Genomic DNA, 22,182 nt, shown 5'->3' with positions numbered 1-22,182 from the left:
ACCGGACGGGAGCATGCTTGAGTGATGCCCGCAGAAGAACGTCCCGAGTCGCTCGTCACCGTCCTGATCGCGTTCGGGGCGAACCTGCTCGTCGCGATCGCGAAGACGATCGCCTCGCTCGTCTCGGGTTCGGCCTCGATGGTGGCCGAGGCGGCGCACTCCTGGGCGGACACCGGCAACGAGGTGTTCCTGCTCGTCGCGGAACGACGGGGCGGCAAGAAGCGGGACACCGCGCACCCGCTCGGGTACGGACGCGAGACGTACATCTGGTCGATGTTCGCCGCGTTCGGCCTGTTCACGGCCGGTGCGATCGTGTCGATCTACCACGGCATCTCGGAGTTCGGGGACACCGGGCCGGCCGAGGACGTGGTGCTCAACTACGTCGTGCTCGGGGTCGCGTTCCTGCTCGAGGGCACGAGCTTCCTGCAGGCGTACCGGCAGGCGCACGGTGCGGCGACCAAGCGCAAGGTCCCGGTGCTGCGGCACGTGCTGCAGTCGTCGAACCCGACGCTCCGTGCGGTGTTCGCCGAGGACGCGGCGGCGCTGATCGGCCTGGTCGTCGCGTTCCTCGGGGTGTTCCTGCACCAGGTCACCGGGCTGGCGGTGTTCGACGCGCTCGGCTCCATCGCGATCGGTGTGCTGCTCGGGATCGTCGCGATCGTCCTGATCGACCGCAACCGCCGGTTCCTGCTCGGTCAGAGCACGTCCCCCGAACTCGAGAACGCGGTGCTCGTCGAGCTGCTGGGCCGGTCGCAGGTCGAGCGGGTCACCTACCTGCACCTGGAGTTCGTGGGGCCGTCGCGGGTGTACCTCGTCGCGGCCGTCGACCTGACGGGCAACGAGACCGAGGAGCACGTGGCGGTGCGGTTGCGCGACGTGGAGAAGTCGCTCGAGGACAGCCCGTACATCGAGGAGGCCGTCCTCACCCTGAGCTACCCGGGCGACGAGTCGCTGGTGCCGACCGACGGCGACGTGCCCGAGGTGGTCCGGGACGGCACGGCTCCGGACGTCGCGTCCGGTGGGGCGGGGACCCTGCGCACGGAGTGAGCGTCAGCGGGTGTGCGGGCGTGCGGGCGGGTGTCGGGCTGGTGTCGCAGGACGCCGGCGTGTCCGTCCGACGCCGCCACGAGCTCGAGACGCCGCCGAATCCGGCGGCGTCTCGCCGTCGAGGCGGCGTCCCGCGAAGACGCCGGCGTGTTCTGTGAGCGACCGACCGGCGGACGGGAGGCGCGGTGCCAGACCGCCACGAGCCTCCAGACCGACGGTCGGTCACGACCACCGCCCCGGGCACGACCGCAGGACGGCGGCGTCAGCGGGCGTCGAGGCCCGCGACCACCGGGGTGAGCGCCGCCGCGACGTACTCGACGAGCGCACGGCGGCCGACCCCGTCGGTGACCCACACCCCGAACGCCGCGGCGGCGGCACCGAGCATCGCGCCGGACACCGTCTGCGGCCAGAGCGAGCGCGGCTGCTCCCCCGTGCGGCCCGCGACGAAGGCGGCGACGGCCTCGTGCTGCGCCGTCACCCGGACCGCGACGCCCGCCACCAGCTCGGGCCCGATGCCCATCACCTCGGCCTGCGCGACGGCCCACGGCACCCGCTCGGGGTCGTGGGCCCGGGCTGCGGCGAGGAGCGCTTGCTCGACGGCCCGGACGACGCTCGGCTCGGTCGACGCGGCGAGGTACCCGGGCAGCCCGGCGACGGCGGCGTCGAGTTCGAGCCACATCACGTCGGCCTTCGCCGGGAAGTAGTTGAAGAACGTCGCGCGGCTGACCCCGGCGCGGGCGGCGATCTGGTCGACCGTGGTGCGTCCGTACCCCTGCTCGAGGAAGAGCTCGGCGGCGGCGTCCGCGAGCACCTCGGCGCTCGAGCGTCGGGGGCGGCCACCGCGGCGGATCGGTTCGTCCATGGGCCCCAGTAAACCGCTAGACTCGGTCAGCCATGATCTTGGACTCAGTACAGAAAACCCTCACCGCCGTCGCGGGCGCCTCGGCGGTCCTGCTCGTCCTGGCTGCCTGCAGCGGACCGGGCACGAGCACCGGGAGCAGCACCCCGGTCGCGGGCGGCACGCTCACCTACGCCTCCGGCGACGCCGAACCGACCTGCCTCGACCCGCACGTCGGCGGCAACTACCCGCAGGCGCTCCTGGCGACGCAGTACATCGAGGAGCTCGTCGGGCTCGAGGACGGCAAGCCCACGCCGGAACTCGCGACGAAGTGGACCACGAGCGATGACGGGAAGACCCTGGCGTTCACCCTGCGCGACGACGTCTCCTTCACCGACGGCACCCCGTTCGACGCCGCCGCGGTCGTGGCGAACATCGAGCACGTGCAGGACCCGGCCACCGCCTCGAGCACCGGCTACCTGGCGCTGCAGTCCATCACGAAGGCGACCGCCACCGACGAGCACACCGTCACGCTGACGCTGAGCCGGCCGGACAGCGCGCTGCTCGAGTCCTTCTCGCAGCCCTGGGTGGGCATGGAGTCCCCGAGGGCACTCGAGCGCGAGCAGGCGACGAACTGCGAGTCCCCCGTCGGCACCGGCCCGTTCCGGGTCACCGGCTGGAAGCACGGCGACCGCGTCACCCTGACGAAGAACACCGACTACTGGGGCGCGACGAAGCCGCGCCTGTCCGGCATCACGTGGCGGTTCCTGCCGGACTCGACCTCGCGCTACGCCGCGCTGCAGTCCGGCCAGGTCGACGTGATCGACAACGCCCAGCCCGACCAGCTCAAGGCCGCGTCGGCGAAGGGCGCGGTCCGCGACCTCGACGCCCCGCGCCCTGGTGCCTCGAACCGGCTCGAGCTGAACTCCGGGCACGGGGTGTTCCGCGACGAGGCGGTGCGCCAGGCCTTCATCGCGGGCGCCGAGATCGACCCCGGCCTGCAGTCGCTGTTCCTCGGCACGGCGAAGCGCTCGTACTCGGTGCTCTCGAGCGCCGAGCCGCTCGCGTACTCGGAGAAGAGCCGGTTCGACTACTCCCCCACCAAGGCGAAGCAGCTCCTCGACGACGCCGGGTGGAAGGTCGGGTCGGACGGTATCCGCGAGAAGGACGGCCAGCAGCTCACCGTGACGTTCCCCGTCTCGACGAACCAGTCGGTGCCGGCCGAGCGCAGCTTGTTCCAGCAGATCCAGGCGTCCGAGAAGGCCGTCGGGTTCAAGGTCGTGCTCGACGAACTCGACCTGTCCAGCTGGTACGCCGCCCTCGCCGCGAACGAGTACGACGTCGTCAGCGCCCCGTACACGAAGGTCGGCCCCGACGTCCTGCGCATCCTGTACGACAGCGCGAGCATCGAACCGGCACCGTCCGGCTACTTCGCGAACCTCGCCCAGCTCGACGACCCCGCGCTCGACCGGCTGCTCGAGCAGGCCGCCCGCACCTCGGACGCCGACGAGCGCGCCGACCTGTACGAGCAGGCCCAGAAGGCGATCCTGGCGAGCGACACCGTGCTCCCCCTGTACGACCAGCAGAACCACTTCCTGGTGCGCTCGGCCGTGCACGGCATCCGGACCACCCCGGTCTCGACGCCCTGGTTCAGCACCGCCTGGATCGACCGCTGACGCGGATGCGATGGGTCTGGTGGGCCGTTCGGCGGCTCGCCGGGGGCATCGGCGTGCTCTGGGCCGTCGCGACGATCGTCTTCGTCGCGATCCGGCTCATCCCCGGTGACCCGGCGCTCGCGATCCTCGGCGGACCGGGCTCGCAGGCCTCGGCCGAGGCCGTCGCCCAGGTCCGCCACGAGTACGGCCTCGACCAGCCGGTCCTGGTGCAGTACGCGGTGTTCCTCGGACGCCTGGCGACCGGGCAGCTCGGGGACTCGTACGCCTTCCGCACCCCGGTCGCGACGCTCCTCGCCCAGCAGCTGCCCGTCACGCTGACGCTCGCGGTCGCCGGTCTCGTCGTCGCCTGGGTGCTGGCGATCGTCGCCGCCTGGGCCTCGACGCAGCGCGGCCGGATCGCCGCCGGGCTCACCAGCGCCCTGAGCGTCACCGCGAGCGTGATGCCGCACTTCTGGCTCGGCAGCGTGCTCATCGTGGTGTTCGCCACCTCCCTGGGATGGGTGCCGGCGGTCAGTGACGGCACCGCGCGCGGGTGGGTGCTCCCGGTGCTGACCGTGGCCGTGCCGGTCGCCGGGTACCTGGCCGAGACCGTGCGGGACGGCGTGGTCGACGCGCAGCGTTCGGCCTTCGCACTCGCCGCCCGGGGCCGGGGCGAGACCCGCCTCGGACTGTTCGGGCGGCACCTGCTCCGGCACGCCGCCCTGCCCGGGATCGCGCTGTCCGCGTGGGCCTTCGGGTCGCTCGTCTCCGGAGCCGTGGTCGTCGAGTCCGTGTTCGCCCTGCCCGGCATCGGCCGAGCCCTGGTCACCGCCGTCACCCAGCGGGACATGCCGCTCGTCGCCGGCATCGCGATGGTGTCGGCGGCCGCGTACGTCGTCGTGCTGGCCGTGGCCGACCTGGTCGAGCGTGCCGTCGACCCGCGCAGCACCGCACGGAACGCGGCCCTGCGCCCCGGTGGCGCGCGACGCCGTGGACCCGGCCGTCCGGCGGGCGCGCGGTGAGCGGGATCGCCGACCCGGGCCTCCAGACCGGAGTGCCCGGCCACCAGACCGCCGCCGGCACCGAGCGCGTCCGTGGGGGGACGCTCGGCGCCGGCGGCATCGCCGCGGGGGTGATCGTCCTGGTCGCCGTCGTGGCAGCGGCGTGGCCCGCCCTGCTCGGCGGCGGGGATCCGCTCGCGGTGCACCCCGCAGACGCCCTGGCTGCGCCCAGCGGCGCGCACCCGTTCGGCACTGACGAGTCCGGACGCGACGTCCTGGCACGGGTGGTCGCGGGGACCCGGGCATCGCTCGTCGTCGGCGTCGCCGCGACCCTGATCGGCGGCGGCGTGGGCGTCCTGCTCGGCGTCGTCGCCGGACTCGGTGCCGGGGCCGGACGACCCGGACGCCTGCTCGACGCCGTCATCGGCCGCGTCACCGAGGTCGCGTTCGCCCTGCCGCTGCTGCTCGTCGCCCTGGTCGTCATCGCCGTGACCGGTCCGGGTCCGGTGCCGGCGGTGCTCGCGGTCGGGTTCGCGACCGCTCCCGGCTACGCCCGGATCGTGCGCGGCCTGGTCCGGGCCGCCCGGAGTTCGCAGGTGGTCGAGACGGCGGTGCTGCTCGGCCGCTCCCCCGCCCGCACCGTGGTCCGGCACGTGCTGCCGACGGCGCTCTGGCCCGTCGTCGCCGTCGCCACGCTCGGGGTCGGGCAGGCGGTCGTGTGGGCCTCGGCGCTGAGCTACCTCGGGGTCGGCACGCCCCCGCCCGCGCCGGAGTGGGGCGCGATGCTCGCCGACGGTCGCACGTACCTGCAGACCGCGCCGTGGATGAGCACCTTCCCCGGACTCGCGATCGTGGTGCTCGCGACCGCCGTCACCGTGCTCGGCCGCGCGATCCGACGGACCGGGGCCGCGCGGTGAGCGCCGTCCTCGACGTCCGCGGGCTCACCGTCGCCATCGGCGGAACCCCGATCGTGCACGGTGTCGACCTGCGCGTCGACGCCGGCGAGTGCGTCGCCCTGGTCGGGGCGTCCGGTTCCGGCAAGACCGTCACCGCCCGAGCCGTGCTCGGCCTGTCCGCGCCCGGCGCCGCCGTGCACGCCGACGTGTTCGCGGTCGACGGCGTCGACGTCGGCGGGTACACGGACCGGCGGTGGCGCCGGCTGCGGGGATCACGGGTCGGCTACGTCGGACAGGAGGCCCTGGGCGCGTTGGACCCGCTGCGCCCCGTCGGGCGCGAGGTCGCCGACAGCCTCCGCCTGCACACCGAGATGCGTGCGGCCGAGCGCGTGGACGCCGTGCGCGACGCCCTGGCCGCGGTGGGCCTCGACCCGGACATCGCGACCGGCGGCCGGCTCGCCGGAACACTGTCGGGTGGGATGCGACAGCGGGCCCTCATCGCCGCGGCGACCGTCGGGTCCCCCGCGCTGCTGGTCGCCGACGAACCGACGACGGCGCTCGACGCCGGGGTCGCCGTCACCGTGATGGAACAGCTGCGGGCGGCGCAGACCCGGGGTGCCGGACTGCTCGTCATCACGCACGACCTGGGGCTCGTCGCGGGGTGGGCCGACCGGGTCGCCGTCGTGCACGAGGGCCGGATCGTCGAGCACGGCGCGGTCGCCGAGGTCTTCGCGGCCCCGACGCACCCCGCGACCCGGGCGCTGGTGCGCGCGGCCGGTGCTGCCGCATCGCCCGCTGCTGCGTCGCCCGCTGCCGTTCGGTGCGAGGTTCCGGATGCCGTGCGAGGCGTCGAGGCTCGCACGGGAGCCGGATCCTCGCACGGTTCGGAGCCGACCTCGCACGGTGCGAGGGGGGTGCTCGCGGCGCAGGGGCTCTCGCGGGAGTACGACGGGGTGCTCGCGGTGGACGACGTGTCGTTCGGGCTCGTGCGCGGCCGGGTGCTCGGGGTGATCGGCGCCTCGGGCTCGGGCAAGACGACGCTCGCGCGGATGATCCTCGGGCTCGAGACGCCCGACGCCGGCACGGTCACGCTCGACGACGACCCCTGGGTCCCGCTGCCCGAGCGCGAGCGACGCCCCCGACGGCACCGGGTCGCGGCCGTCGTGCAGGACCCCGGCGCGACGTTCGACGAACGGTGGAACGTCGAGCGCGTCCTCGCCGACGCGTTCTCGCGCGGTGACGAACGGCGGGCACGCGGTGTGCTCGGCGAACGGGTCGACGCGGCACTGCGGCAGGTCGACCTCGACCCCGTGCTGCGGTCCCGCTCCCCCCGCACCCTGTCCGGCGGGCAACGACAGCGGCTCGCGATCGCCCGTGCGCTGGCGACCGACCCCGAGGTGATCGTGCTCGACGAACCGGTGACCGCCCTCGACGCCACGGTGCAGGACGCCGTGCTGCGGCTGCTCGAACGGCTCCGCGACGAGACCGGGGTGGCGATGGTGTTCGTGTCGCACGACCTGCGGGCGGTCCGGCGGATGGCGGACGACGTGCTCGTGGTGCACCGCGGCGCGGTCGTCGAGCACGGCCCCGTCGCCGAGGTCTTCGCCCGCCCGGCGCACCCCGTGACCGCGCGGCTGCTGCACGCCGCGGAGCGGCTGGCAGCGGGCCCCGCCGCGGGGACCGCAGCCGGCCTCACGGGCTGAGCGACACTCCACGCGCGCTCGCACCCGTGGACTGTCGCTGTGCGCGTGACGTCACCGACGGCCCTGGAACGGCCAGGAGGCCCGGGGCGCGTTCCGAGGCGGAACGTGCACCGGGCCTCCTGGCCGTGTTGCCGCGGGGCGGCCCCGTGGTCAGGAACCGGAGGGTTCCTTCTGCGCTGCGTCGGCCGAGATGATCGGGATCTCGCTCGTCGAGAAGTCCTTCGCCCAGTCGGACTGCGCGAGCTCCGACGTCGGGTCGTTGTAGTCCTCGATGACGCCGGCGATCTCGTCCTCGGAGCCGACCGTCGGGCCGGAGCCCATGAGCGGGCTCGCGGCGGTCTCCTTGGTGAAGTACACCGCGACGAGGCCGATCACGGCGGCGAGCATCAGGTAGAACGCGGGGATGTCCTCGGCCCAGCCGTACCCGGCGTCCTTCGCGGCGTTGATGAGCGCGGCGGTCGCGAGCGGGGTGGTCCCGCCGAAGAGCGACACCGACACGTTGAACGCGATCGCCAGGGCGCCGTAGCGGATGATCGTCGGGAACAGCGCGGGCAGCGTCGACGGCATGGTCGAGGTGAACGTGACCAGCACGACGCCGAGGATCAGCAGGCCGGCGAAGACGCCGACACCGGTGCCGGTCTGGACCAGCTTGAGGGCCGGCCAGGACAGCAGGATGAAGCCGATGCAGCCGGCGGCGAGCACCGGACGGCGCCCGAACCTGTCGGACAGTCGGCCGCCGAAGGTGATGACGACCATCATGAGCAGCATCACGATGACGATGAGGATGAGGCCGAACGTCGCGTTCTGGCCGAGGTTCTGCTCGAGGTAGGTCGGCATGTACGACAGCAGCATGTAGTCGGTCACGTTGAAGACCAGGACCAGGCCGATGCAGATGATGAGCGAGCGCCAGTTCTCGGCGAAGAGCTTGAGGAACGGGGTCTTCTGGCCCTCGCGCTCGGCGGCCTGCTCCTGCTGCTTCTGGAACGCCGGGGTCTCCTCGAGCTTGAGGCGCAGGTAGAGGCCGATCAGGCCGAGGGGGCCCGCGACGATGAACGGGATGCGCCAGCCCCAGCTGAGCAGGGCGTCCTCGGACAGGCCGAACTGCAGGCCGGTGACGATCGAGGCACCGAGCACGTAGCCGGCGAGGGTGCCGAACTCGAGCCACGAGCCCATGAAGCCACGACGCTTGTCGGGCGAGTACTCGGCGATGAAGGTCGCGGCGCCGCCGTACTCACCACCAGTCGAGAAGCCCTGCACGAAGCGGGCGACGAGCAGCAGGACCGGGGCCCAGAAGCCGATCGTGTCGTACGACGGGATCAGGCCGATCATGAGCGTGCCGGCGGCCATCAGGATCATCGTCAGCGCGAGGACCTTCTGGCGGCCGATCTTGTCGCCGATCGGGCCGAACACGGCACCGCCGATCGGGCGCACGATGAACGCGGCGGCGAAGAAGCCGAACGTGGCGACGATGTTCGCGGCCGGGTCGCCCTGCGGCAGGAACACCTGCGAGATGGTGACCGTCAGGTACGCGAAGATGCCGAAGTCGAACCACTCCATGGCGTTGCCGAGCGCGGCAGCCGCGACGGCACGCTTGAGCAGCGACTCCTCGACGACGGTGACGTCGTCCTTCGTCAGATCGCGACGAGCGCGCTTCGCGGCGCCCTTCGTGCGCAACGGCCGATCGCCGTGCGGGTGGGGTGCGTTGTTCGGTGCCAAGTCGTTCCTCCGGGGTGCGGTGCTTCCTTCGGGCGTCCGGCGGACGGCGACGTTGCAGCTCCTGCGAACCCTGCGCTCGCCGGACAAACCCAGGAAGACTAGCAGGCTCCGGGCGTGTCTGACAGTTCGGTGTGCTAAACGCTGATCGGTGATGGCCGCGTCCGACCGGTCGTCCGGCTGCACGCGCGTGCGCGGCCGCTACGATTGGGGCACCGCGCGTCAGGCGCGGAACACTCAGGCACCTCATCACGGACTCGGTGCCGCACACACGTACGGAAGGCACACCCATGACCAAGCCCATGCCCGAGAAGCCGAGCGTCGACGGACTGGAGCAGGTCTGGGGGCCCGTCTGGGAACAGGACGGCACCTACCGCTTCGACCGCGACGCCGCCGGTCACCGCGACGCCGTCTGGTCGATCGACACCCCGCCGCCCACCGCCTCCGGCTCGCTGCACATCGGGCACGTGTTCTCGTACACGCACACCGACCTCAAGGCCCGGTTCGAGCGCATGCGCGGCAAGCACGTCTTCTACCCGATGGGCTGGGACGACAACGGTCTGCCCACCGAGCGCCGTGTGCAGAACTACTACGGCGTCCGCTGCGACCCGACCCTGCCGTACGACCCCGAGTTCACGCCGCCGTTCGAGGGCGGGGACGGCAAGTCCTCGAAGGCCGCCGACCAGCTGCCGGTGTCGCGCCGCAACTTCATCGAGCTGTGCGAGCGCCTGACGGTGCAGGACGAGCAGCAGTTCGAGGAGCTCTTCCGCACGCTCGGCCTGTCGGTCGACTGGACCCAGTCGTACCGCACCATCGACGACACCTCGCGGGCCAGCGCCCAGCGCGCGTTCCTGCGCAACCTCGAGCGCGGCGAGGCCTACCAGGCCGACGCCCCGACCCTGTGGGACGTCACGTTCCGCACCGCGGTCGCGCAGGCCGAGCTCGAGGACAAGGAGATGCCCGGCGCGTACCACGGCATCGCCTTCCACCGCACCGACGGCGGCGACGACGTCGTCATCCAGACCACCCGCCCCGAGCTCCTGCCCGCATGCGTCGCCCTGGTGGCCCACCCGGACGACGAGCGGTTCCAGGACCTCTTCGGCACCACGGTCCGCTCCCCCCTGTTCGACGTCGAGGTCCCGGTGCTCGCACACCACCTGGCGCAGAAGGACAAGGGCGCCGGCATCGCGATGGTCTGCACCTTCGGTGACACCACCGACGTCGTGTGGTGGCGCGAGCTGCAGCTGCCGAACCGCGCGATCATCGGCTTCGACGGCCGCGTGCGTTCCGACGAGCCCGCCTGGATCGAGTCGGCGACGGGCCGGGAGCTCTACGCCGAGATGGCCGGCAAGACCGTGTTCTCGGCGAAGAAGGTCGTCGTCGACGCCCTGACCGAGTCCGGCGAGCTGATCGGCGACGTCAAGACCATCCAGCACCCGGTGAAGTTCTTCGAGAAGGGCGACAAGCCCCTCGAGATCGTGTCGACCCGCCAGTGGTACATCGTCAACGGTGCGCGCGACGAGCAGCTGAAGAGCACGCTCCGCCAGCGCGGCGAGGAGATCGCGTTCCACCCGGACTTCATGCGCGTCCGCTACGACAACTGGGTCGGTGGCCTGTCCGGCGACTGGCTCATCTCGCGCCAGCGCTTCTTCGGCGTGCCGCTGCCCGTCTGGTACCCGCTCGACACCGACGGCAACCCGGTGTTCGACCAGCCGATCGTGCCGACCGAGGCGCAGCTGCCCGTCGACCCGGCCTCCGAGCCCGCCCCCGGCTTCACCGAGGACCAGCGCGGCGTGCCCGGCGGGTTCCAGGGCGAACTCGACGTCATGGACACCTGGGCCACCTCGTCGCTGACCCCGCAGCTCGCGGGCAAGTGGGAGACCGACCCGGCGCTCTACGACCTGGTGTACCCGTACGACGTCCGCCCGCAGGCGCAGGACATCATCCGCACCTGGCTGTTCACGACCGTGCTCCGCAGCCAGCTCGAAGCCGACATGGTGCCGTGGAAGCACGCCTCCATCTCCGGCTTCATCGTCGACCCCGACCGCAAGAAGATGTCGAAGTCGAAGGGCAACGTCGTCACGCCGCTGTCGATCCTCGAGCAGCACGGCGCCGACGCGGTCCGCTACTGGGCGGCCTCGTCCAAGCTCGGCACCGACGCGGCGTTCGACCCGCAGAACCCGAAGCAGATCAAGGTCGGCCGTCGTCTGGCGATCAAGGTGCTCAACGCGGCGAAGTTCGTCTACGGCTTCCCGCTGCCCGAGGGCGCCACGAGCGTCACCGAGGCCCTCGACGTCGACATGCTCGCCGAACTCGGTGCCGTCGTCGAGCAGGCCACCGCGGCGTTCGACGGGTTCGACCACGCCCGTGCCCTCGAGATCACCGAGCGCTTCTTCTGGACGTTCTGCGACGACTACCTCGAGCTCGTGAAGGAGCGTGCGTACGGCACCGCGTCCGACGCGACGCACGAGACGCAGGCGAGCGCGGTCCTGGCGCTGCGCGGCGCGATCGACGTGCTGCTCCGACTGCTGGCACCGTTCCTCCCGTACGCGACGGAAGAAGTGTGGGCCTGGACCCACGACACCAGCGTGCACCGGGCCTCCTGGCCGACCGCGGCCGACCTGCCGACCGACGCGGCCCCCACCGGGCTGCTCGCGGCCGTCGGGCAGGCGCTCATCGGGATCCGCGGGGCGAAGACGGCGGCGAAGGCCTCGCAGAAGACGCCCGTGACGCGTGCCGTCGTCGCGGCGCCCGCCGAGACGCGGGTGCTCATCGAGCGCGCGGCGGTCGACCTGGCGGCCGTCGGCCGCATCGAGAACCTGTCGTTCGTCGACGGCGACGAGCTCGCCGTCACCGAGATCGAGCTCGCGGAGCAGCAGGCGTAACGTCGGCTCTCCGGGCCGGGTCGCGTCGGCGATTCGGCCCGTCAACCACCGGATCGGAGGCACGGATGCAGTTGGGCACACGCTGGAACGTGGGTGGGGAGCCGCCTGCGCGACTGCCCGAGACGATGGTCGTCGCCGTGCGCGGGGTCGAGGACGAGCTCGCGGCGGAGTCCGTCGACACGGCGACGTGGGGCTGGACCCTGACCTTCCTGGAGGGCAAGCCGATCGTCGAGCTCGACGACGGCACCTCGATCCACCTCGACGCGCTCGGGCACGCCCAGGTGACGAACCCCGACGACGCGGGCGAAGAGGACTAGCGCGCGGCGTGGCGCGCGGCGCGCGCTGCGCGGTTCGCTTGGAGTGCAGAAATGGTCGGGTCCCCGGTGGGGACCCGACCATTCCTACTCACGATGCGGGCGCCCCCGCCGGGGAGCGCCCGCGTGATCGCCGAGGGATCAGGACTCGGCGAGCCAGGTGCCGAGGACCTCGTTCACCTCGGCGGTGTGCGTGGTGAGCAGGCCGTGCGGGGCGCCCTCGATCTCGACGTACTTCGCCGCGGGCAGTGCCTGGGTGAAGCGTCGGCCGGTGGCGTCGATGGGCAGGATGTTGTCCGACGTGCCGTGCACGATCAGGGCGGGGACGGTGACCTTCGGGATGTCCTGGCGGAAGTCGGTCGGCCAGGTCAGGGGTGCGGCCGCCGACGCGATCGAGCCCGAGCCGGCCGCGATGTTCCAGGCGTTGCGGACCTGCTCCTCGGAGATGCGGGTGCCGAGGTTCTCCGACAGGTTGAAGAAGTCCTGGTAGAAGTTCGTGAAGTAGGCGTAGCGGTCCTTCGCCACGTCGGCGGCGATGCCCTCGAAGAACGACATCGGGCCGGCGCCGTCGGGGTTGTCGTCGGTGATGGCGAGGAACGGCTCGAGCGAGGCGAGGAACGCGACCTTCGCGATCCGGTCCTCACCGTGGCGGCCGATGTAGCGGGCGATCTCACCGGTGCCCATCGAGAAGCCGACGAGGATCACGTCGCGCAGGTCGAGGGTCTCGAGGACCGTGTGCAGGTCGTCGGCGAAGGTGTCGTAGTCGTAGCCGGTGGACGGCTGCGAGGACTGGCCGAAGCCGCGGCGGTCGTACGTGATGACGCGGTAGCCGGCCTCGAGGAGCATCGGGACCTGCCCCTCCCACGAGTTGCCGTCGAGGGGGAAGCCGTGGATCAGCACGATCGGCTGCCCCTGGCCCTTGTCCTCGTAGTGGAGTTCGATGTCGACGCTGTTCTCGGTTCCGACGGTGATGGCACCCATGATCGTTCCTTCCCTGAGTATCGCGGAGAACGATCGTTCTCCGCCGATGTGGATTACAGTAGAGAACGCCCGTTCCCGGCGCAAGTCGAGAACGGTGAACACTCAGGGAACGGGGTACACACATGGCCACCAGCACCGTCGAGCCGGACGTCCGAGCACACATCGTCGAGGTCGCGGACCAGCTGTTCTACACGCGAGGGATCCAGTCCGTGGGGATGGACGAGATCCGCACGGGCGCAGGGGTCTCCCTCAAGAAGCTGTACGCGGCGTTCCCCGGCAAGGAGCAGCTCATCGCCGCGGTGCTCGCCGGCCGCCACGACATGTGGGAGCAGGGTGTGCACGGCGCGGTCGAGGCTGCGGCCAGCCCGCGCGACAAGCTCCTGGCGGTCTACGACTTCCTCGAGTCGTGGTTCGGCGACGACACGTTCCGCGGCTGTGGGTTCATCAACGCGTTCGGCGAGCTCGGCGCGACCTCGCCCGCGGTCGCCGAGATCGCGCGCGAGCACAAGGACTCGTTCCAGCAGTTCGTGCAGCGACTCACCGCCGAGGTCGTCGCCGACCCCGATAACGCCGAGGAACTCGCTGCACAGCTCGCACTGCTCGCCGAGGGCGCGCAGACCACCGCGGCCATCGCGGGCACCACGGCTCCCGCCGCGCACGCGCGCCGTGCCGCGGTGACCCTGATCGACGCCGCGATGCGCTGACACGCGACGCGGGGCGGTCGGGAGGCCCGTGGCGGCGCCGCCACGGGCCTCCCGTCCGTCCGCTGGTCGCGCCGGGCGCGGGTGCGCTCGCCGGGCCGTTCCGGGCGTACCTGGTCGTTCCGGGCGCGGGTGCGCTCGCCGGGCCGTTCCGGGCGTACCTGGTCGTTCCGGGCGTACCGGGTCGGTTCTTTCGACCAGGTACGCCCGATTCCGCTTCCCAGTCCGGGTGTCATGGGAAGGAACGGACTCCAGCACCCGTGCATAGGGTGGGCAGATGGCAACCCCGTTCGACGTCCCGAGCACCCTCCCCTACGCCCTGCCGCCCTTCGGCGACGTGCGACTCGAGCACTACCGACCGGCGTTCGAGGCCGGCATGGCCGAGCAGCGCGCCGAGGTCGAGGCCATCGCCACCGACCCGCACGCCCCGACGGTCGAGAACACCCTGGTCGCACTCGAGCGATCCGGGCAGCTGCTGACCCGCGTCAGCCACGTGTTCTTCACGCTGTCGTCGGCAGACTCGACCCCGGAGCTGCACGACCTCGAGGCCGAGGTCTCCCCGCTCCTCGCCGCCCACCGCGACGCGATCACGCTCGACTCTCGCCTGTACGCCCGCGTGCAGGAGGTGCGGGGCGGTGCCGAGGCCGCCGGGCTGACCGGTGAGGCGCTGCGACTGGTCGAGCGGACCCACGCCGAGATGACCTTGGCGGGCGCCGGCCTCGACGACGCGGGAAAGGAGCGCCTGACCGCGATCAACCAGGAGCTCTCGACCCTCACGACGACCTTCGAGCGGAACCTGCTCGAGGACACCAACGACTCCGCCGTCCACGTGACGAACGAGGACGAGCTCGAGGGGCTCGACGACGGGGCGAAGTCCGCCGCGGCCGCCGCTGCTGCCGACCGGGGCCTGGACGGCTGGCTCATCACGCTGCCGCTCTACACCGGACACCCGTGGCTGTCGTCACTGGCGAACCGTGACCTGCGCGAGCGGATCATGCGCGCCTCGCTCGCCCGCGGTCGTCGCGGCAACGAGTACGACAACCGCGACGTGCTGCTCCGCATCGTCCGGCTCCGCGCCGAGCGCGCCGAGCTGCTCGGGTTCCCGAACCACGCCGCCGTGGTCACCGCCGACGAGACGGCGAAGACCCCCGAGGCCGTCGACGGGCTGCTGTCCTCGCTCGTCGGCGCCGCGGCACGGAACGCCGACGACGAGCGCGCGGTCCGGTCGCGCACGGTCGGGTTCGACATCGAGTCGTGGGACTGGGCGTACGCCACCGAGATCCTGCGAGGCGAGCAGTTCGCCGCGGACAGCACCGCACTCCGCCCGTACTTCGAGGCCGACCGGGTCCTGCACGACGGGGTCTTCCACGCCGCCGGCGCCCTGTACGGTCTGACCTTCACCGAGCGCCCGGACCTGCACGGCTACAACGACGAGGTCCGGGTCTTCGAGGTCACCGGCGACGACGGCGAGCCGGTGGGGCTGTACCTGCTCGACCTCTACACGCGTGACGGCAAGCGTGGCGGTGCGTGGATGAACCCGGTCGTCGAGCAGTCCGAGCTGCTCGGCACCCTGCCCGTCGTGGTCAACAACCTCAACGTCGCGAAGCCGTCCGCCGGCTCCCCCACCCTGCTCATCCAGGACGAGGTCGAGACGCTCTTCCACGAGTTCGGCCACGCCCTGCACGGTCTCATCGCCCGCACCACCTACCCGCGGTTCTCCGGCACGAACGTCGAGCGGGACTTCGTCGAGTTCCCGAGCCAGGTGAACGAGATGTGGCTGTCGTGGCCGTCCGTGCTGGCGAACTACGCGAAGCACCACGAGACCGGAGCACCCCTGCCGCCCGAGCTCGTCCTGGGGCTCAGCGAGTCCGAGGGGTTCAACGAGGGCTTCGGCACCACCGAGTACCTCGCCGCCGCACTGCTCGACCAGGCGTGGCACCGGCTCTCGGCAGCCGACGCCGCAGCGGTGACGTCCGTCGAGGACTTCGAGCGTTCGGCGTTGGAGTCCGCCGGCATCGCCGTCGAGGCCGTGCCGCCGCGCTACTCGTCGACGTACTTCGCGCACACGTTCTCGGGCGGGTACGACGCCGGGTACTACGGGTACATCTGGTCCGAGGTGCTCGACGCCGACACCGTGGAGTGGTTCCGCGACAACGGCGGGCTGGACCGTGCGGCTGGTCGACGCTTCGCGGAACGCCTGCTCGGGGTCGGCGGGGCGAAGGACCCGCTCGAGGCGTACCGGGACTTCCGCGGCCGCGACGCCGAGGTCGGCCCGCTGCTGCGGCGCCGCGGGCTGGAGTAGGCGCGGCGGCGCGGGCACCGTACGCACAACCAAAGTCACCCCGAACCGCGCAACCGCGTTGTTCGGGGTGACTTTGGTTGTGCGCAGCGCTCCCGCGCCGGACGGCACGGCACGGCACGGCACGGCACCGCACGAACGACGAAGGCCCGCACCGATCACGGTGCGGGCCTTCGTGCTGAAGACGACGAAGCGGACTACGCCGATTTCTCGACGCGCTTCGCCCGGGGCCGCGGCACGATCGTCGGTGCCGCGTTCTCGAGCACGGACTCGCGGGTGATCACCACGCGGGCGACGTCGTCGTCGGACGGGACGTCGAACATCACCGGGCCGAGGACCTCTTCGAGGATCGCCCGGAGCCCGCGGGCGCCGGTCTGGCGCAGCACCGCGAGGTCTGCGATGGCCTCGAGCGCACCCTGGTCGAACTCGAGCTCGACGCCGTCGATCTGGAACATCCGCTGGTACTGCTTCACCAGCGCGTTCTTCGGCTCGGTCAGGATCTGCATGAGCGCCGCCTGGTCGAGCTGCGACACCGTGGTGACGACGGGCAGACGACCGATGAACTCGGGGATCAGACCGAACTTGTGCAGGTCTTCCGGCAGCACCTCGGAGTACAGGTCCTGGTGGTCGGTCGCGCTGTGCAGGGGTGCCCCGAAGCCGATCCCGCGCTTGCCGACGCGCGAGGACACGATGTCCTCGAGCCCGGCGAACGCACCCGCCACGATGAACAGTACGTTCGTCGTGTCGATCTGGATGAACTCCTGGTGCGGGTGCTTGCGGCCGCCCTGCGGCGGGACCGAGGCGACCGTGCCCTCGAGGATCTTGAGCAGCGCCTGCTGCACGCCTTCGCCCGAGACGTCGCGCGTGATCGACGGGTTCTCGGCCTTGCGGGCGATCTTGTCGACCTCGTCGATGTAGATGATGCCGGTCTCGGCGCGCTTCACGTCGTAGTCGGCGGCCTGGATGAGCTTGAGGAGGATGTTCTCGACGTCCTCGCCGACGTAGCCGGCCTCGGTCAGGGCGGTGGCGTCCGCGACGGCGAACGGCACGTTGAGACGCTTGGCCAGCGTCTGCGCCAGGTACGTCTTGCCGCAGCCGGTCGGACCGATGAGCAGGATGTTCGACTTGGCGATCTCGATGTCGTCGCGGTCTTCGGCGGCGGTGATCTGCCCCTGCGCCCGGATGCGCTTGTAGTGGTTGTAGACGGCCACGGCGAGGGCGCGCTTCGCCGGGTCCTGCCCGATGACGTACTCCTGCAGGAAGTCGAAGATCTCCCGCGGCTTGGGCAGTTCGAAGTCCCCGCTCGAGGTGTCCTCGCCGGCTTCGGCCAGACGTTCCTCGATGATCTCGTTGCAGAGCTCGACGCACTCGTCGCAGATGTAGACGCCCGGTCCGGCGATGAGCTGCTGGACCTGCTTCTGGCTCTTGCCGCAGAACGAGCACTTGAGGAGATCGCCGCTCTCTCCGATGCGTGCCATTCCCGTGCCTCCCTGATTGGACATGCCGGCCGCGCTGTCGCACCACCGCTGGTGCACCGCTGCTGGTGGGCACCTCGTCGTGGACACGAGCCTAACCGCAACCGGTGACACCGACCGCGATGCCCCTCCGGAATCCGCCCGCGCGTTCGCCCAGGGCGTGCGAGCCTGCTACGGTGATCCGGACTTCTCTACATCTTGTAGAACAGCAGGTGCAGAACCACCCCGGAAGGAACCCCATGCAGAAGCGTCTCGCCGCCGGCGGCGCCGTCACCCTCGGTGTCGCAGCCGTCATCGTCCTCGGCAGCGCCACGGCGGCCAGCGCACACGTGTCCGCCACGGCCACGTCGACCGCAGCGAACTCGTACACCACGGCGACCTTCTCGGTCCCGCACGGCTGCGACGGCTCGCCCACGACGAAGATCCAGTTCCAGGTGCCGGAGTCCGTCATCGAGGTCACGCCCACCGTGAACCCGAACTGGACGATCACGAAGGCGACCGAGCCCTACACCGACCCGTCGGCCTCGGCATCGGCCGAGGACCACGCCGAGACGGCCGCCGAGCGCGTCACCAGCGTCACGTACACCGCGAAGACCCCCCTGCCCGCCGACGAGCGCGACACCTTCGCGCTCTCGTTCTCGCTGCCGGACGGCAAGGCCGGTGACCTGGTCGAGTTCCCCGCGATCCAGACCTGCGAGAAGGGCAGCGTCGAGTGGAACCAGGAGCAGAAGGCCGGCGAAGCCGAGCCCGAGCACCCGGCCCCCTCGATCACGCTGACCGCCGCCGAGGCGACGGACGACGACGGTGACCCCATCGCCGCGACCCCGTCGGCCGAGGCCGCCGGCACGACCGCGTCGAGCGACCCCGACCTGGTCGGCCGCTTCCTCGGCCTCGGCGGCCTGGTGCTCGGCGCCGTCGCCCTGGTCGTCGCCGTCGCCGGCACGCGTCGTCGGAGCTCCGCCAAGTGACACAGCGCGGCTCGCGTCGGCCCCGGCCTCGGTCCTCTGCCTGGAGGCTCGTGGCCGGGACCGCTGCGGCCGTCGCGATCGCCGGTGGCGCGGTCCTCGGGCTCGCCGGTCCGGCCAGCGCGCACAACTACCTGATCTCGTCCGACCCGGAGGTCGGCGGCACCCTGACCGAGCTGCCGAAGACGTTCGACATCACGACGAACGACAAGCTGCTCGACATCGGCGACTCGGGGTCGGGCTTCGCGTTCCGCATCGTCGGCCCCGACGGCAGGTACTACGAGGACGGCTGCGTCGACGTCGAGGGGCCGTCGATGACCACGACCGCCGCACTCGGCGACTCGGGCAAGTACACCGTCGAGTGGCAGATCGTCTCCGCCGACGGGCACACCGTCTCCGACGAGTACCCCTTCACCTGGAAGGCGCCGTCGGGCTTCACCCCGGCCTCGGGTGCTGCGAAGCCCCCTACCTGCGCCACCGCTGGTGACGACGACGCCGGCTCGGACACCACCACCGGCACCGCCTCGGGATCGAGCGACTCGGCGGCGTCCGACGCGATCTGGATCGGTGCCGGTGGCGTCGTGCTGGTCGGCGTGGTCGTCGCGGTGCTGCTGCTCCTGCGCCGCAAGCCGGTGCCGGCATCCGACGACACCGAGGACTGACCACCGCGCAACGACGAAGGCCCCGCACCGATCGGTGCGGGGCCTTCGTCGTTCCTGCTGGTGCTACTTGACGAGCGCCGGCAGGTTCTTGCGGCTGGTGAGGACCTGGTCGATCAGGCCGTACTCCACGGCTTCCTGCGCGGACATGATCTTGTCGCGCTCGATGTCGTGGTTGATCTCCTCCGGCGTCTTGTTGGAGTGCTTCGACAGCGTCTCCTCGAGCCAGGTACGCATGCGGAGGATCTCCGCCGCCTGGATCTCGATGTCCGACGCCTGACCGCCACCCTGCTGGGTCGCGGGCTGGTGGATCAGCACACGGGCGTTCGGCAGCGCGAGGCGCTTGCCGGGGGTGCCACCGGCGAGCAGCACCGACGCGGCCGAGGCAGCCTGACCGAGGCAGACCGTCTGGATCTGCGGACGGATGTACTGCATCGTGTCGTAGATCGCCGTCATCGCGGTGAACGAGCCACCGGGCGAGTTGATGTACATCACGATGTCGCGGTCGGGGTCCATCGACTCGAGCACGAGCAGCTGGGCCATGACGTCGTCAGCCGACGCGTCGTCGACCTGCACGCCGAGGAACACGATGCGGTCCTCGAACAGCTTGGCGTACGGGTCCTGGCGCTTGTAGCCGTAGGCCGTGCGCTCTTCGAAGCTCGGCAGGATGTACCGATTGGACGGAGCCGGGACGTTCTGCGCGCCACCGAGCATGGGGAGATGCATTCTCGTTTCCTTTTCTTCGGTGGTGATCAGGACTGGGCGTCGGGCTCGGCTGCGCTGGTGGGCGTCTCGCCGTCGCCGACGGTGCCACCACCGCCGATGACCTCGGCACTCGAGGCGCGGAGGTGGTCGACGAAGCCGTACTCGAGCGCTTCCTGCGCCGTGAACCAGTTGTCGCGGTCGTTGTCCTTGAGGATCTGCTCGACCGACTTGCCGGTCTGCTCGGCCGTGAGCTCCGCCATGCGCTGCTTCATGTCGAGGATGACCTTGGCCTGCGTCTGGATGTCGGCAGCGGTGCCGCCGAAGCCACCGGACGGCTGGTGGAGCAGCACGCGCGCGTTCGGCGTGATGTAGCGCTTGCCGGGCGTGCCGGAGGACAGCAGGAACTGTCCCATCGACGCGGCGAGGCCGATGCCCACGGTGACGATGTCGTTCGGGACGAACTGCATCGTGTCGTAGATCGCCATGCCGGCGGTGATCGAACCACCGGGCGAGTTGATGTAGAGGTAGATGTCCTTCTCAGGGTCCTCGGCGGCGAGCAGCAGCAGCTTGGCTGCGATCTCGTTCGAGTTGTCGTCGCGGACCTCGGAGCCGAGCCACACGATCCGGTCTCTCAGAAGGCGGTCAAAAACACTGGGGTTCAGTGTTGCTTCGGCCATGGAAAAGCTCCCGTTCAGTTGTCGCTTGTTGTCGAACTTATCGGGTGCAACGCACCAGTTCTCGTCTGTTCGCCGACAGCAATGCGGTGGTGCGGAAAACACGAGACGGGAGGCACGGTGCCAGCTGGCACCGTGCCTCCCGTCTTGCATGCTGGTGGCGTCGAGATCGTTACTCGGCGTCCCCTGCCGGCTCCTGCGCGACGCCCGCCGTGAAGGCGGACAGGTCGACTGCGTCGCCGTTGGTGTCCTTGACGGTCACCTTGGACAGGACGGTCGCGACCGCCTTCGAACGGGCGACCTCGCCGACCATGCCGGGGATCTGGCCGTTCTGGTCGATGACCTTGATGAACTCGGCCGGCTCCATGCCGTACTGCGCGGCGGCCTGGATGAGGTACTGGGTCAGTTCCTCCTGCGAGACCTGGATCTCTTCCTTCTCGGCGATCGCGTCGAGGAGGATCTGCGAGCGGAAGGCGGTCTCGCTGGACTCGGAGACCTCCTTGCGGTGCTCCTCGTCCTCGAGGCGGTTCTCCTGCTCGAGGTGACGGTGCACCTCGTCGGCGATGAGCTGCTCCGAGATCGGGATGTTGACGTCCTCGGTGAGCTTCTCGACGAGCTTGTCGCGAGCCGCGGCGCCCTGACCGAAGGTCTTGGACTTCGCGATCTGCTCCTTGAGGTCAGCCTTGAGCTCGTCGATGGTGTCGAACTGGCTGGCGATCTGGGCGAACTCGTCGTCGGCCTCGGGGAGCTCGCGCTCCTTGACGGCGGTGACGGTGACGGCGATCTGAGCGGTCTCGCCCTCGCGGTCGCCACCGACGAGCTTCGACTCGAAGGTCGTCGACTCACCTGCGGTCAGGGACTCGAGCGCCTCGTCGATGCCCTCGAGCAGGTCGCCGGAGCCGATCTCGTAGGAGACGCCGGTGGCCGAGTCGACCTCGTCGTCGCCGATGCTGGCGGTGAGGTCGATCTGCGCGAAGTCGCCGGTCTTCGCCGGACGGTCGACCGTCACGAGCGTGCCGAAGCGGGTGCGGAGGTTCTGCAGTTCCTCTTCGATCTCGTCGTCGGACACCTCGACGGCGTCGACGGTGAGCTCGTACGAGGAGTAGTCCGGCAGGTCGAACTCGGGGCGGACGTCGACCTCGAAGGTGAGGACGAGGTCGCCGGTGAAGTCCGCGACGTTCGGCAGTTCGGCGACGTCGGCCTCGGCACGGCCGAGGATGCGCAGCTCCTGCTCTTCGACCGCCTGGCGGTAGAAGTTGTCGATGGCGTCACCGACGGCGTGGTTCAGGACCTCGCCGCGGCCGACGCGCTGGTCGACGATCGCCGGCGGGACCTTGCCCTTGCGGAAGCCGGGGATGTTGATCTGCTCGGCGATGTGCTTGTAGGCGTGGTCGATGCTCGGCTTGAGATCGTCCGGCGTCACGTTCACGGTGAGCTTGACGCGGGTGTCGCTCACCTTGTCGACGGTGCTGGTGGCCAAGGGATGTTCTCCTGTTGGTTGACGTTCGTGTGGTCGGTGGTGCTCGGAGGACCTGGTCGGGGCGACAGGATTTGAACCTGCGACCTCCCGCTCCCAAAGCGGGCGCTCTACCAAGCTGAGCTACGCCCCGTTGCTTCGTGCCAGGGATCAGCCGCGCACGCTGAGGGGCGCATGCGACCCCGGTGAGTCTA

The 22,182-nt window shown here is 70.8% G+C and carries 18 protein-coding genes and 1 tRNA gene; 11 read left to right on the top strand and 8 right to left on the bottom strand.

Annotated features, from left to right (window positions below; genetic code table 11):
• Nucleotides 1-24 precede the first annotated feature (24 nt).
• Nucleotides 25-1,047, top strand: coding sequence for a cation diffusion facilitator family transporter (locus ORG17_RS05235; protein WP_027464708.1), 1,023 nt, complete (start codon nt 25-27; stop codon nt 1,045-1,047).
• 262 nt (nt 1,048-1,309) lie between these two features.
• Here ORG17_RS05235 and ORG17_RS05230 read toward each other — a convergent pair whose 3' ends face one another.
• Nucleotides 1,310-1,909 carry an acyl-CoA-like ligand-binding transcription factor gene (locus ORG17_RS05230; RefSeq protein ID WP_027464707.1) on the bottom strand — a complete coding sequence of 200 codons (600 nt, stop codon included), beginning with the start codon at nt 1,907-1,909 and terminating at the stop codon, nt 1,310-1,312.
• 32 nt (nt 1,910-1,941) lie between these two features.
• Between ORG17_RS05230 and ORG17_RS05225 the strand changes: the two genes are divergently transcribed.
• The 4 genes from ORG17_RS05225 to ORG17_RS05210 are packed head-to-tail and all read left to right on the top strand — an operon-like array spanning nt 1,942 to nt 7,140.
• Nucleotides 1,942-3,561, top strand: coding sequence for an ABC transporter substrate-binding protein (locus ORG17_RS05225; protein ID WP_214527896.1), 1,620 nt, complete (start codon nt 1,942-1,944; stop codon nt 3,559-3,561).
• 5 nt (nt 3,562-3,566) lie between these two features.
• On the top strand, nt 3,567-4,562 hold the full coding sequence (locus ORG17_RS05220) for an ABC transporter permease (protein WP_071245038.1): 996 nt from the start codon (nt 3,567-3,569) through the stop codon (nt 4,560-4,562).
• The gene (locus tag ORG17_RS05215; RefSeq protein ID WP_214527897.1) at nt 4,559-5,458 is read left to right on the top strand and encodes an ABC transporter permease; all 900 of its coding nucleotides are present in this window, start codon (nt 4,559-4,561) and stop codon (nt 5,456-5,458) included. The genes ORG17_RS05220 and ORG17_RS05215 overlap by 4 nt, the downstream gene beginning before the upstream one ends.
• Nucleotides 5,455-7,140 carry an ABC transporter ATP-binding protein gene (locus ORG17_RS05210; RefSeq protein WP_214527898.1) on the top strand — a complete coding sequence of 562 codons (1,686 nt, stop codon included), beginning with the start codon at nt 5,455-5,457 and terminating at the stop codon, nt 7,138-7,140. Before ORG17_RS05215 ends, ORG17_RS05210 begins: the two co-directional genes overlap by 4 nt.
• Nucleotides 7,141-7,290: 150 nt before the next feature.
• On the opposite strand, the gene proP is transcribed toward ORG17_RS05210, so the two are convergent.
• Nucleotides 7,291-8,856 carry a glycine betaine/L-proline transporter ProP gene (gene proP, locus ORG17_RS05205; RefSeq protein ID WP_232536609.1) on the bottom strand — a complete coding sequence of 522 codons (1,566 nt, stop codon included), beginning with the start codon at nt 8,854-8,856 and terminating at the stop codon, nt 7,291-7,293.
• A gap of 287 nt (nt 8,857-9,143) precedes the next feature.
• Here proP and valS point away from each other — a divergent pair, with 287 nt between their 5' ends.
• Both valS and ORG17_RS05195 read left to right on the top strand, forming a co-directional pair.
• Nucleotides 9,144-11,738: a valine--tRNA ligase gene (gene valS, locus ORG17_RS05200; RefSeq protein ID WP_250892583.1), complete on the top strand. Its 2,595-nt coding sequence runs from the start codon at nt 9,144-9,146 to the stop codon at nt 11,736-11,738.
• 65 nt (nt 11,739-11,803) lie between these two features.
• Nucleotides 11,804-12,055: a hypothetical protein gene (locus tag ORG17_RS05195; RefSeq protein ID WP_027464702.1), complete on the top strand. Its 252-nt coding sequence runs from the start codon at nt 11,804-11,806 to the stop codon at nt 12,053-12,055.
• A 138-nt stretch (nt 12,056-12,193) separates the two neighbouring features.
• Here ORG17_RS05195 and ORG17_RS05190 read toward each other — a convergent pair whose 3' ends face one another.
• On the bottom strand, nt 12,194-13,033 hold the full coding sequence (locus ORG17_RS05190; protein ID WP_027464701.1) for an alpha/beta fold hydrolase: 840 nt from the start codon (nt 13,031-13,033) through the stop codon (nt 12,194-12,196).
• Nucleotides 13,034-13,155: 122 nt separating this feature from the next.
• On the opposite strand from ORG17_RS05190, the gene ORG17_RS05185 reads away from it, so the two are divergent.
• Both ORG17_RS05185 and ORG17_RS05180 read left to right on the top strand, forming a co-directional pair.
• Nucleotides 13,156-13,737, top strand: a complete 582-nt coding sequence (locus tag ORG17_RS05185; RefSeq protein WP_173035596.1) for a TetR/AcrR family transcriptional regulator — start codon at nt 13,156-13,158, stop codon at nt 13,735-13,737.
• A 274-nt stretch (nt 13,738-14,011) separates the two neighbouring features.
• Nucleotides 14,012-16,036 carry a M3 family metallopeptidase gene (locus tag ORG17_RS05180; protein ID WP_214527899.1) on the top strand — a complete coding sequence of 675 codons (2,025 nt, stop codon included), beginning with the start codon at nt 14,012-14,014 and terminating at the stop codon, nt 16,034-16,036.
• A gap of 194 nt (nt 16,037-16,230) precedes the next feature.
• Here ORG17_RS05180 and clpX read toward each other — a convergent pair whose 3' ends face one another.
• Entirely contained in the window at nt 16,231-17,511 is a 1,281-nt protein-coding gene (gene clpX / locus ORG17_RS05175) for an ATP-dependent Clp protease ATP-binding subunit ClpX (RefSeq protein ID WP_017886000.1), read from the bottom strand.
• A gap of 236 nt (nt 17,512-17,747) precedes the next feature.
• On the opposite strand from clpX, the gene ORG17_RS05170 reads away from it, so the two are divergent.
• On the top strand, nt 17,748-18,476 hold the full coding sequence (locus ORG17_RS05170) for a YcnI family copper-binding membrane protein (protein WP_214527900.1): 729 nt from the start codon (nt 17,748-17,750) through the stop codon (nt 18,474-18,476).
• 50 nt (nt 18,477-18,526) lie between these two features.
• Nucleotides 18,527-19,135, top strand: a complete 609-nt coding sequence (locus tag ORG17_RS05165; RefSeq protein WP_214527901.1) for a copper resistance CopC family protein — start codon at nt 18,527-18,529, stop codon at nt 19,133-19,135.
• A gap of 63 nt (nt 19,136-19,198) precedes the next feature.
• Here ORG17_RS05165 and ORG17_RS05160 read toward each other — a convergent pair whose 3' ends face one another.
• From ORG17_RS05160 to ORG17_RS05145, 4 genes are all read right to left on the bottom strand, one after another.
• Nucleotides 19,199-19,858 carry an ATP-dependent Clp protease proteolytic subunit gene (locus ORG17_RS05160; RefSeq protein ID WP_027464696.1) on the bottom strand — a complete coding sequence of 220 codons (660 nt, stop codon included), beginning with the start codon at nt 19,856-19,858 and terminating at the stop codon, nt 19,199-19,201.
• Between the two features lie 26 nt (nt 19,859-19,884).
• Nucleotides 19,885-20,514 carry an ATP-dependent Clp protease proteolytic subunit gene (locus tag ORG17_RS05155; protein WP_035807635.1) on the bottom strand — a complete coding sequence of 210 codons (630 nt, stop codon included), beginning with the start codon at nt 20,512-20,514 and terminating at the stop codon, nt 19,885-19,887.
• A 169-nt stretch (nt 20,515-20,683) separates the two neighbouring features.
• Nucleotides 20,684-21,991 carry a trigger factor gene (tig, locus tag ORG17_RS05150; RefSeq protein WP_027464695.1) on the bottom strand — a complete coding sequence of 436 codons (1,308 nt, stop codon included), beginning with the start codon at nt 21,989-21,991 and terminating at the stop codon, nt 20,684-20,686.
• 53 nt (nt 21,992-22,044) lie between these two features.
• Nucleotides 22,045-22,121: transfer RNA gene (locus ORG17_RS05145), tRNA-Pro, on the bottom strand.
• Nucleotides 22,122-22,182: the final 61 nt, after the last annotated feature.

The organism is Curtobacterium flaccumfaciens pv. betae (assembly GCF_026241855.1).
Taxonomy (GTDB): Bacteria; Actinomycetota; Actinomycetes; order Actinomycetales; family Microbacteriaceae; genus Curtobacterium; species Curtobacterium flaccumfaciens.
Note: the sequence above shows the minus strand (reverse complement) of the source record. Positions and strands in the feature narration are given on the sequence as shown.

Bases quoted from the DNA above. Each gene is read 5' to 3' on its own strand.
- ORG17_RS05235 (WP_027464708.1), top strand. From the start codon at position 25: ATGCCCGCAGAAGAACGTCCCGAGTCGCTCGTCACCGTCCTGATCGCG.
- ORG17_RS05230 (WP_027464707.1), bottom strand. From the start codon at position 1,909: ATGGACGAACCGATCCGCCGCGGTGGCCGCCCCCGACGCTCGAGCGCC.
- ORG17_RS05225 (WP_214527896.1), top strand. From the start codon at position 1,942: ATGATCTTGGACTCAGTACAGAAAACCCTCACCGCCGTCGCGGGCGCC.
- ORG17_RS05220 (WP_071245038.1), top strand. From the start codon at position 3,567: ATGCGATGGGTCTGGTGGGCCGTTCGGCGGCTCGCCGGGGGCATCGGC.
- valS (WP_250892583.1), top strand. From the start codon at position 9,144: ATGACCAAGCCCATGCCCGAGAAGCCGAGCGTCGACGGACTGGAGCAG.
- ORG17_RS05195 (WP_027464702.1), top strand. From the start codon at position 11,804: ATGCAGTTGGGCACACGCTGGAACGTGGGTGGGGAGCCGCCTGCGCGA.
- ORG17_RS05190 (WP_027464701.1), bottom strand. From the start codon at position 13,033: ATGGGTGCCATCACCGTCGGAACCGAGAACAGCGTCGACATCGAACTC.
- ORG17_RS05185 (WP_173035596.1), top strand. From the start codon at position 13,156: ATGGCCACCAGCACCGTCGAGCCGGACGTCCGAGCACACATCGTCGAG.
- ORG17_RS05180 (WP_214527899.1), top strand. From the start codon at position 14,012: ATGGCAACCCCGTTCGACGTCCCGAGCACCCTCCCCTACGCCCTGCCG.
- clpX (WP_017886000.1), bottom strand. From the start codon at position 17,511: ATGGCACGCATCGGAGAGAGCGGCGATCTCCTCAAGTGCTCGTTCTGC.
- ORG17_RS05170 (WP_214527900.1), top strand. From the start codon at position 17,748: ATGCAGAAGCGTCTCGCCGCCGGCGGCGCCGTCACCCTCGGTGTCGCA.
- ORG17_RS05160 (WP_027464696.1), bottom strand. From the start codon at position 19,858: ATGCATCTCCCCATGCTCGGTGGCGCGCAGAACGTCCCGGCTCCGTCC.
- ORG17_RS05155 (WP_035807635.1), bottom strand. From the start codon at position 20,514: ATGGCCGAAGCAACACTGAACCCCAGTGTTTTTGACCGCCTTCTGAGA.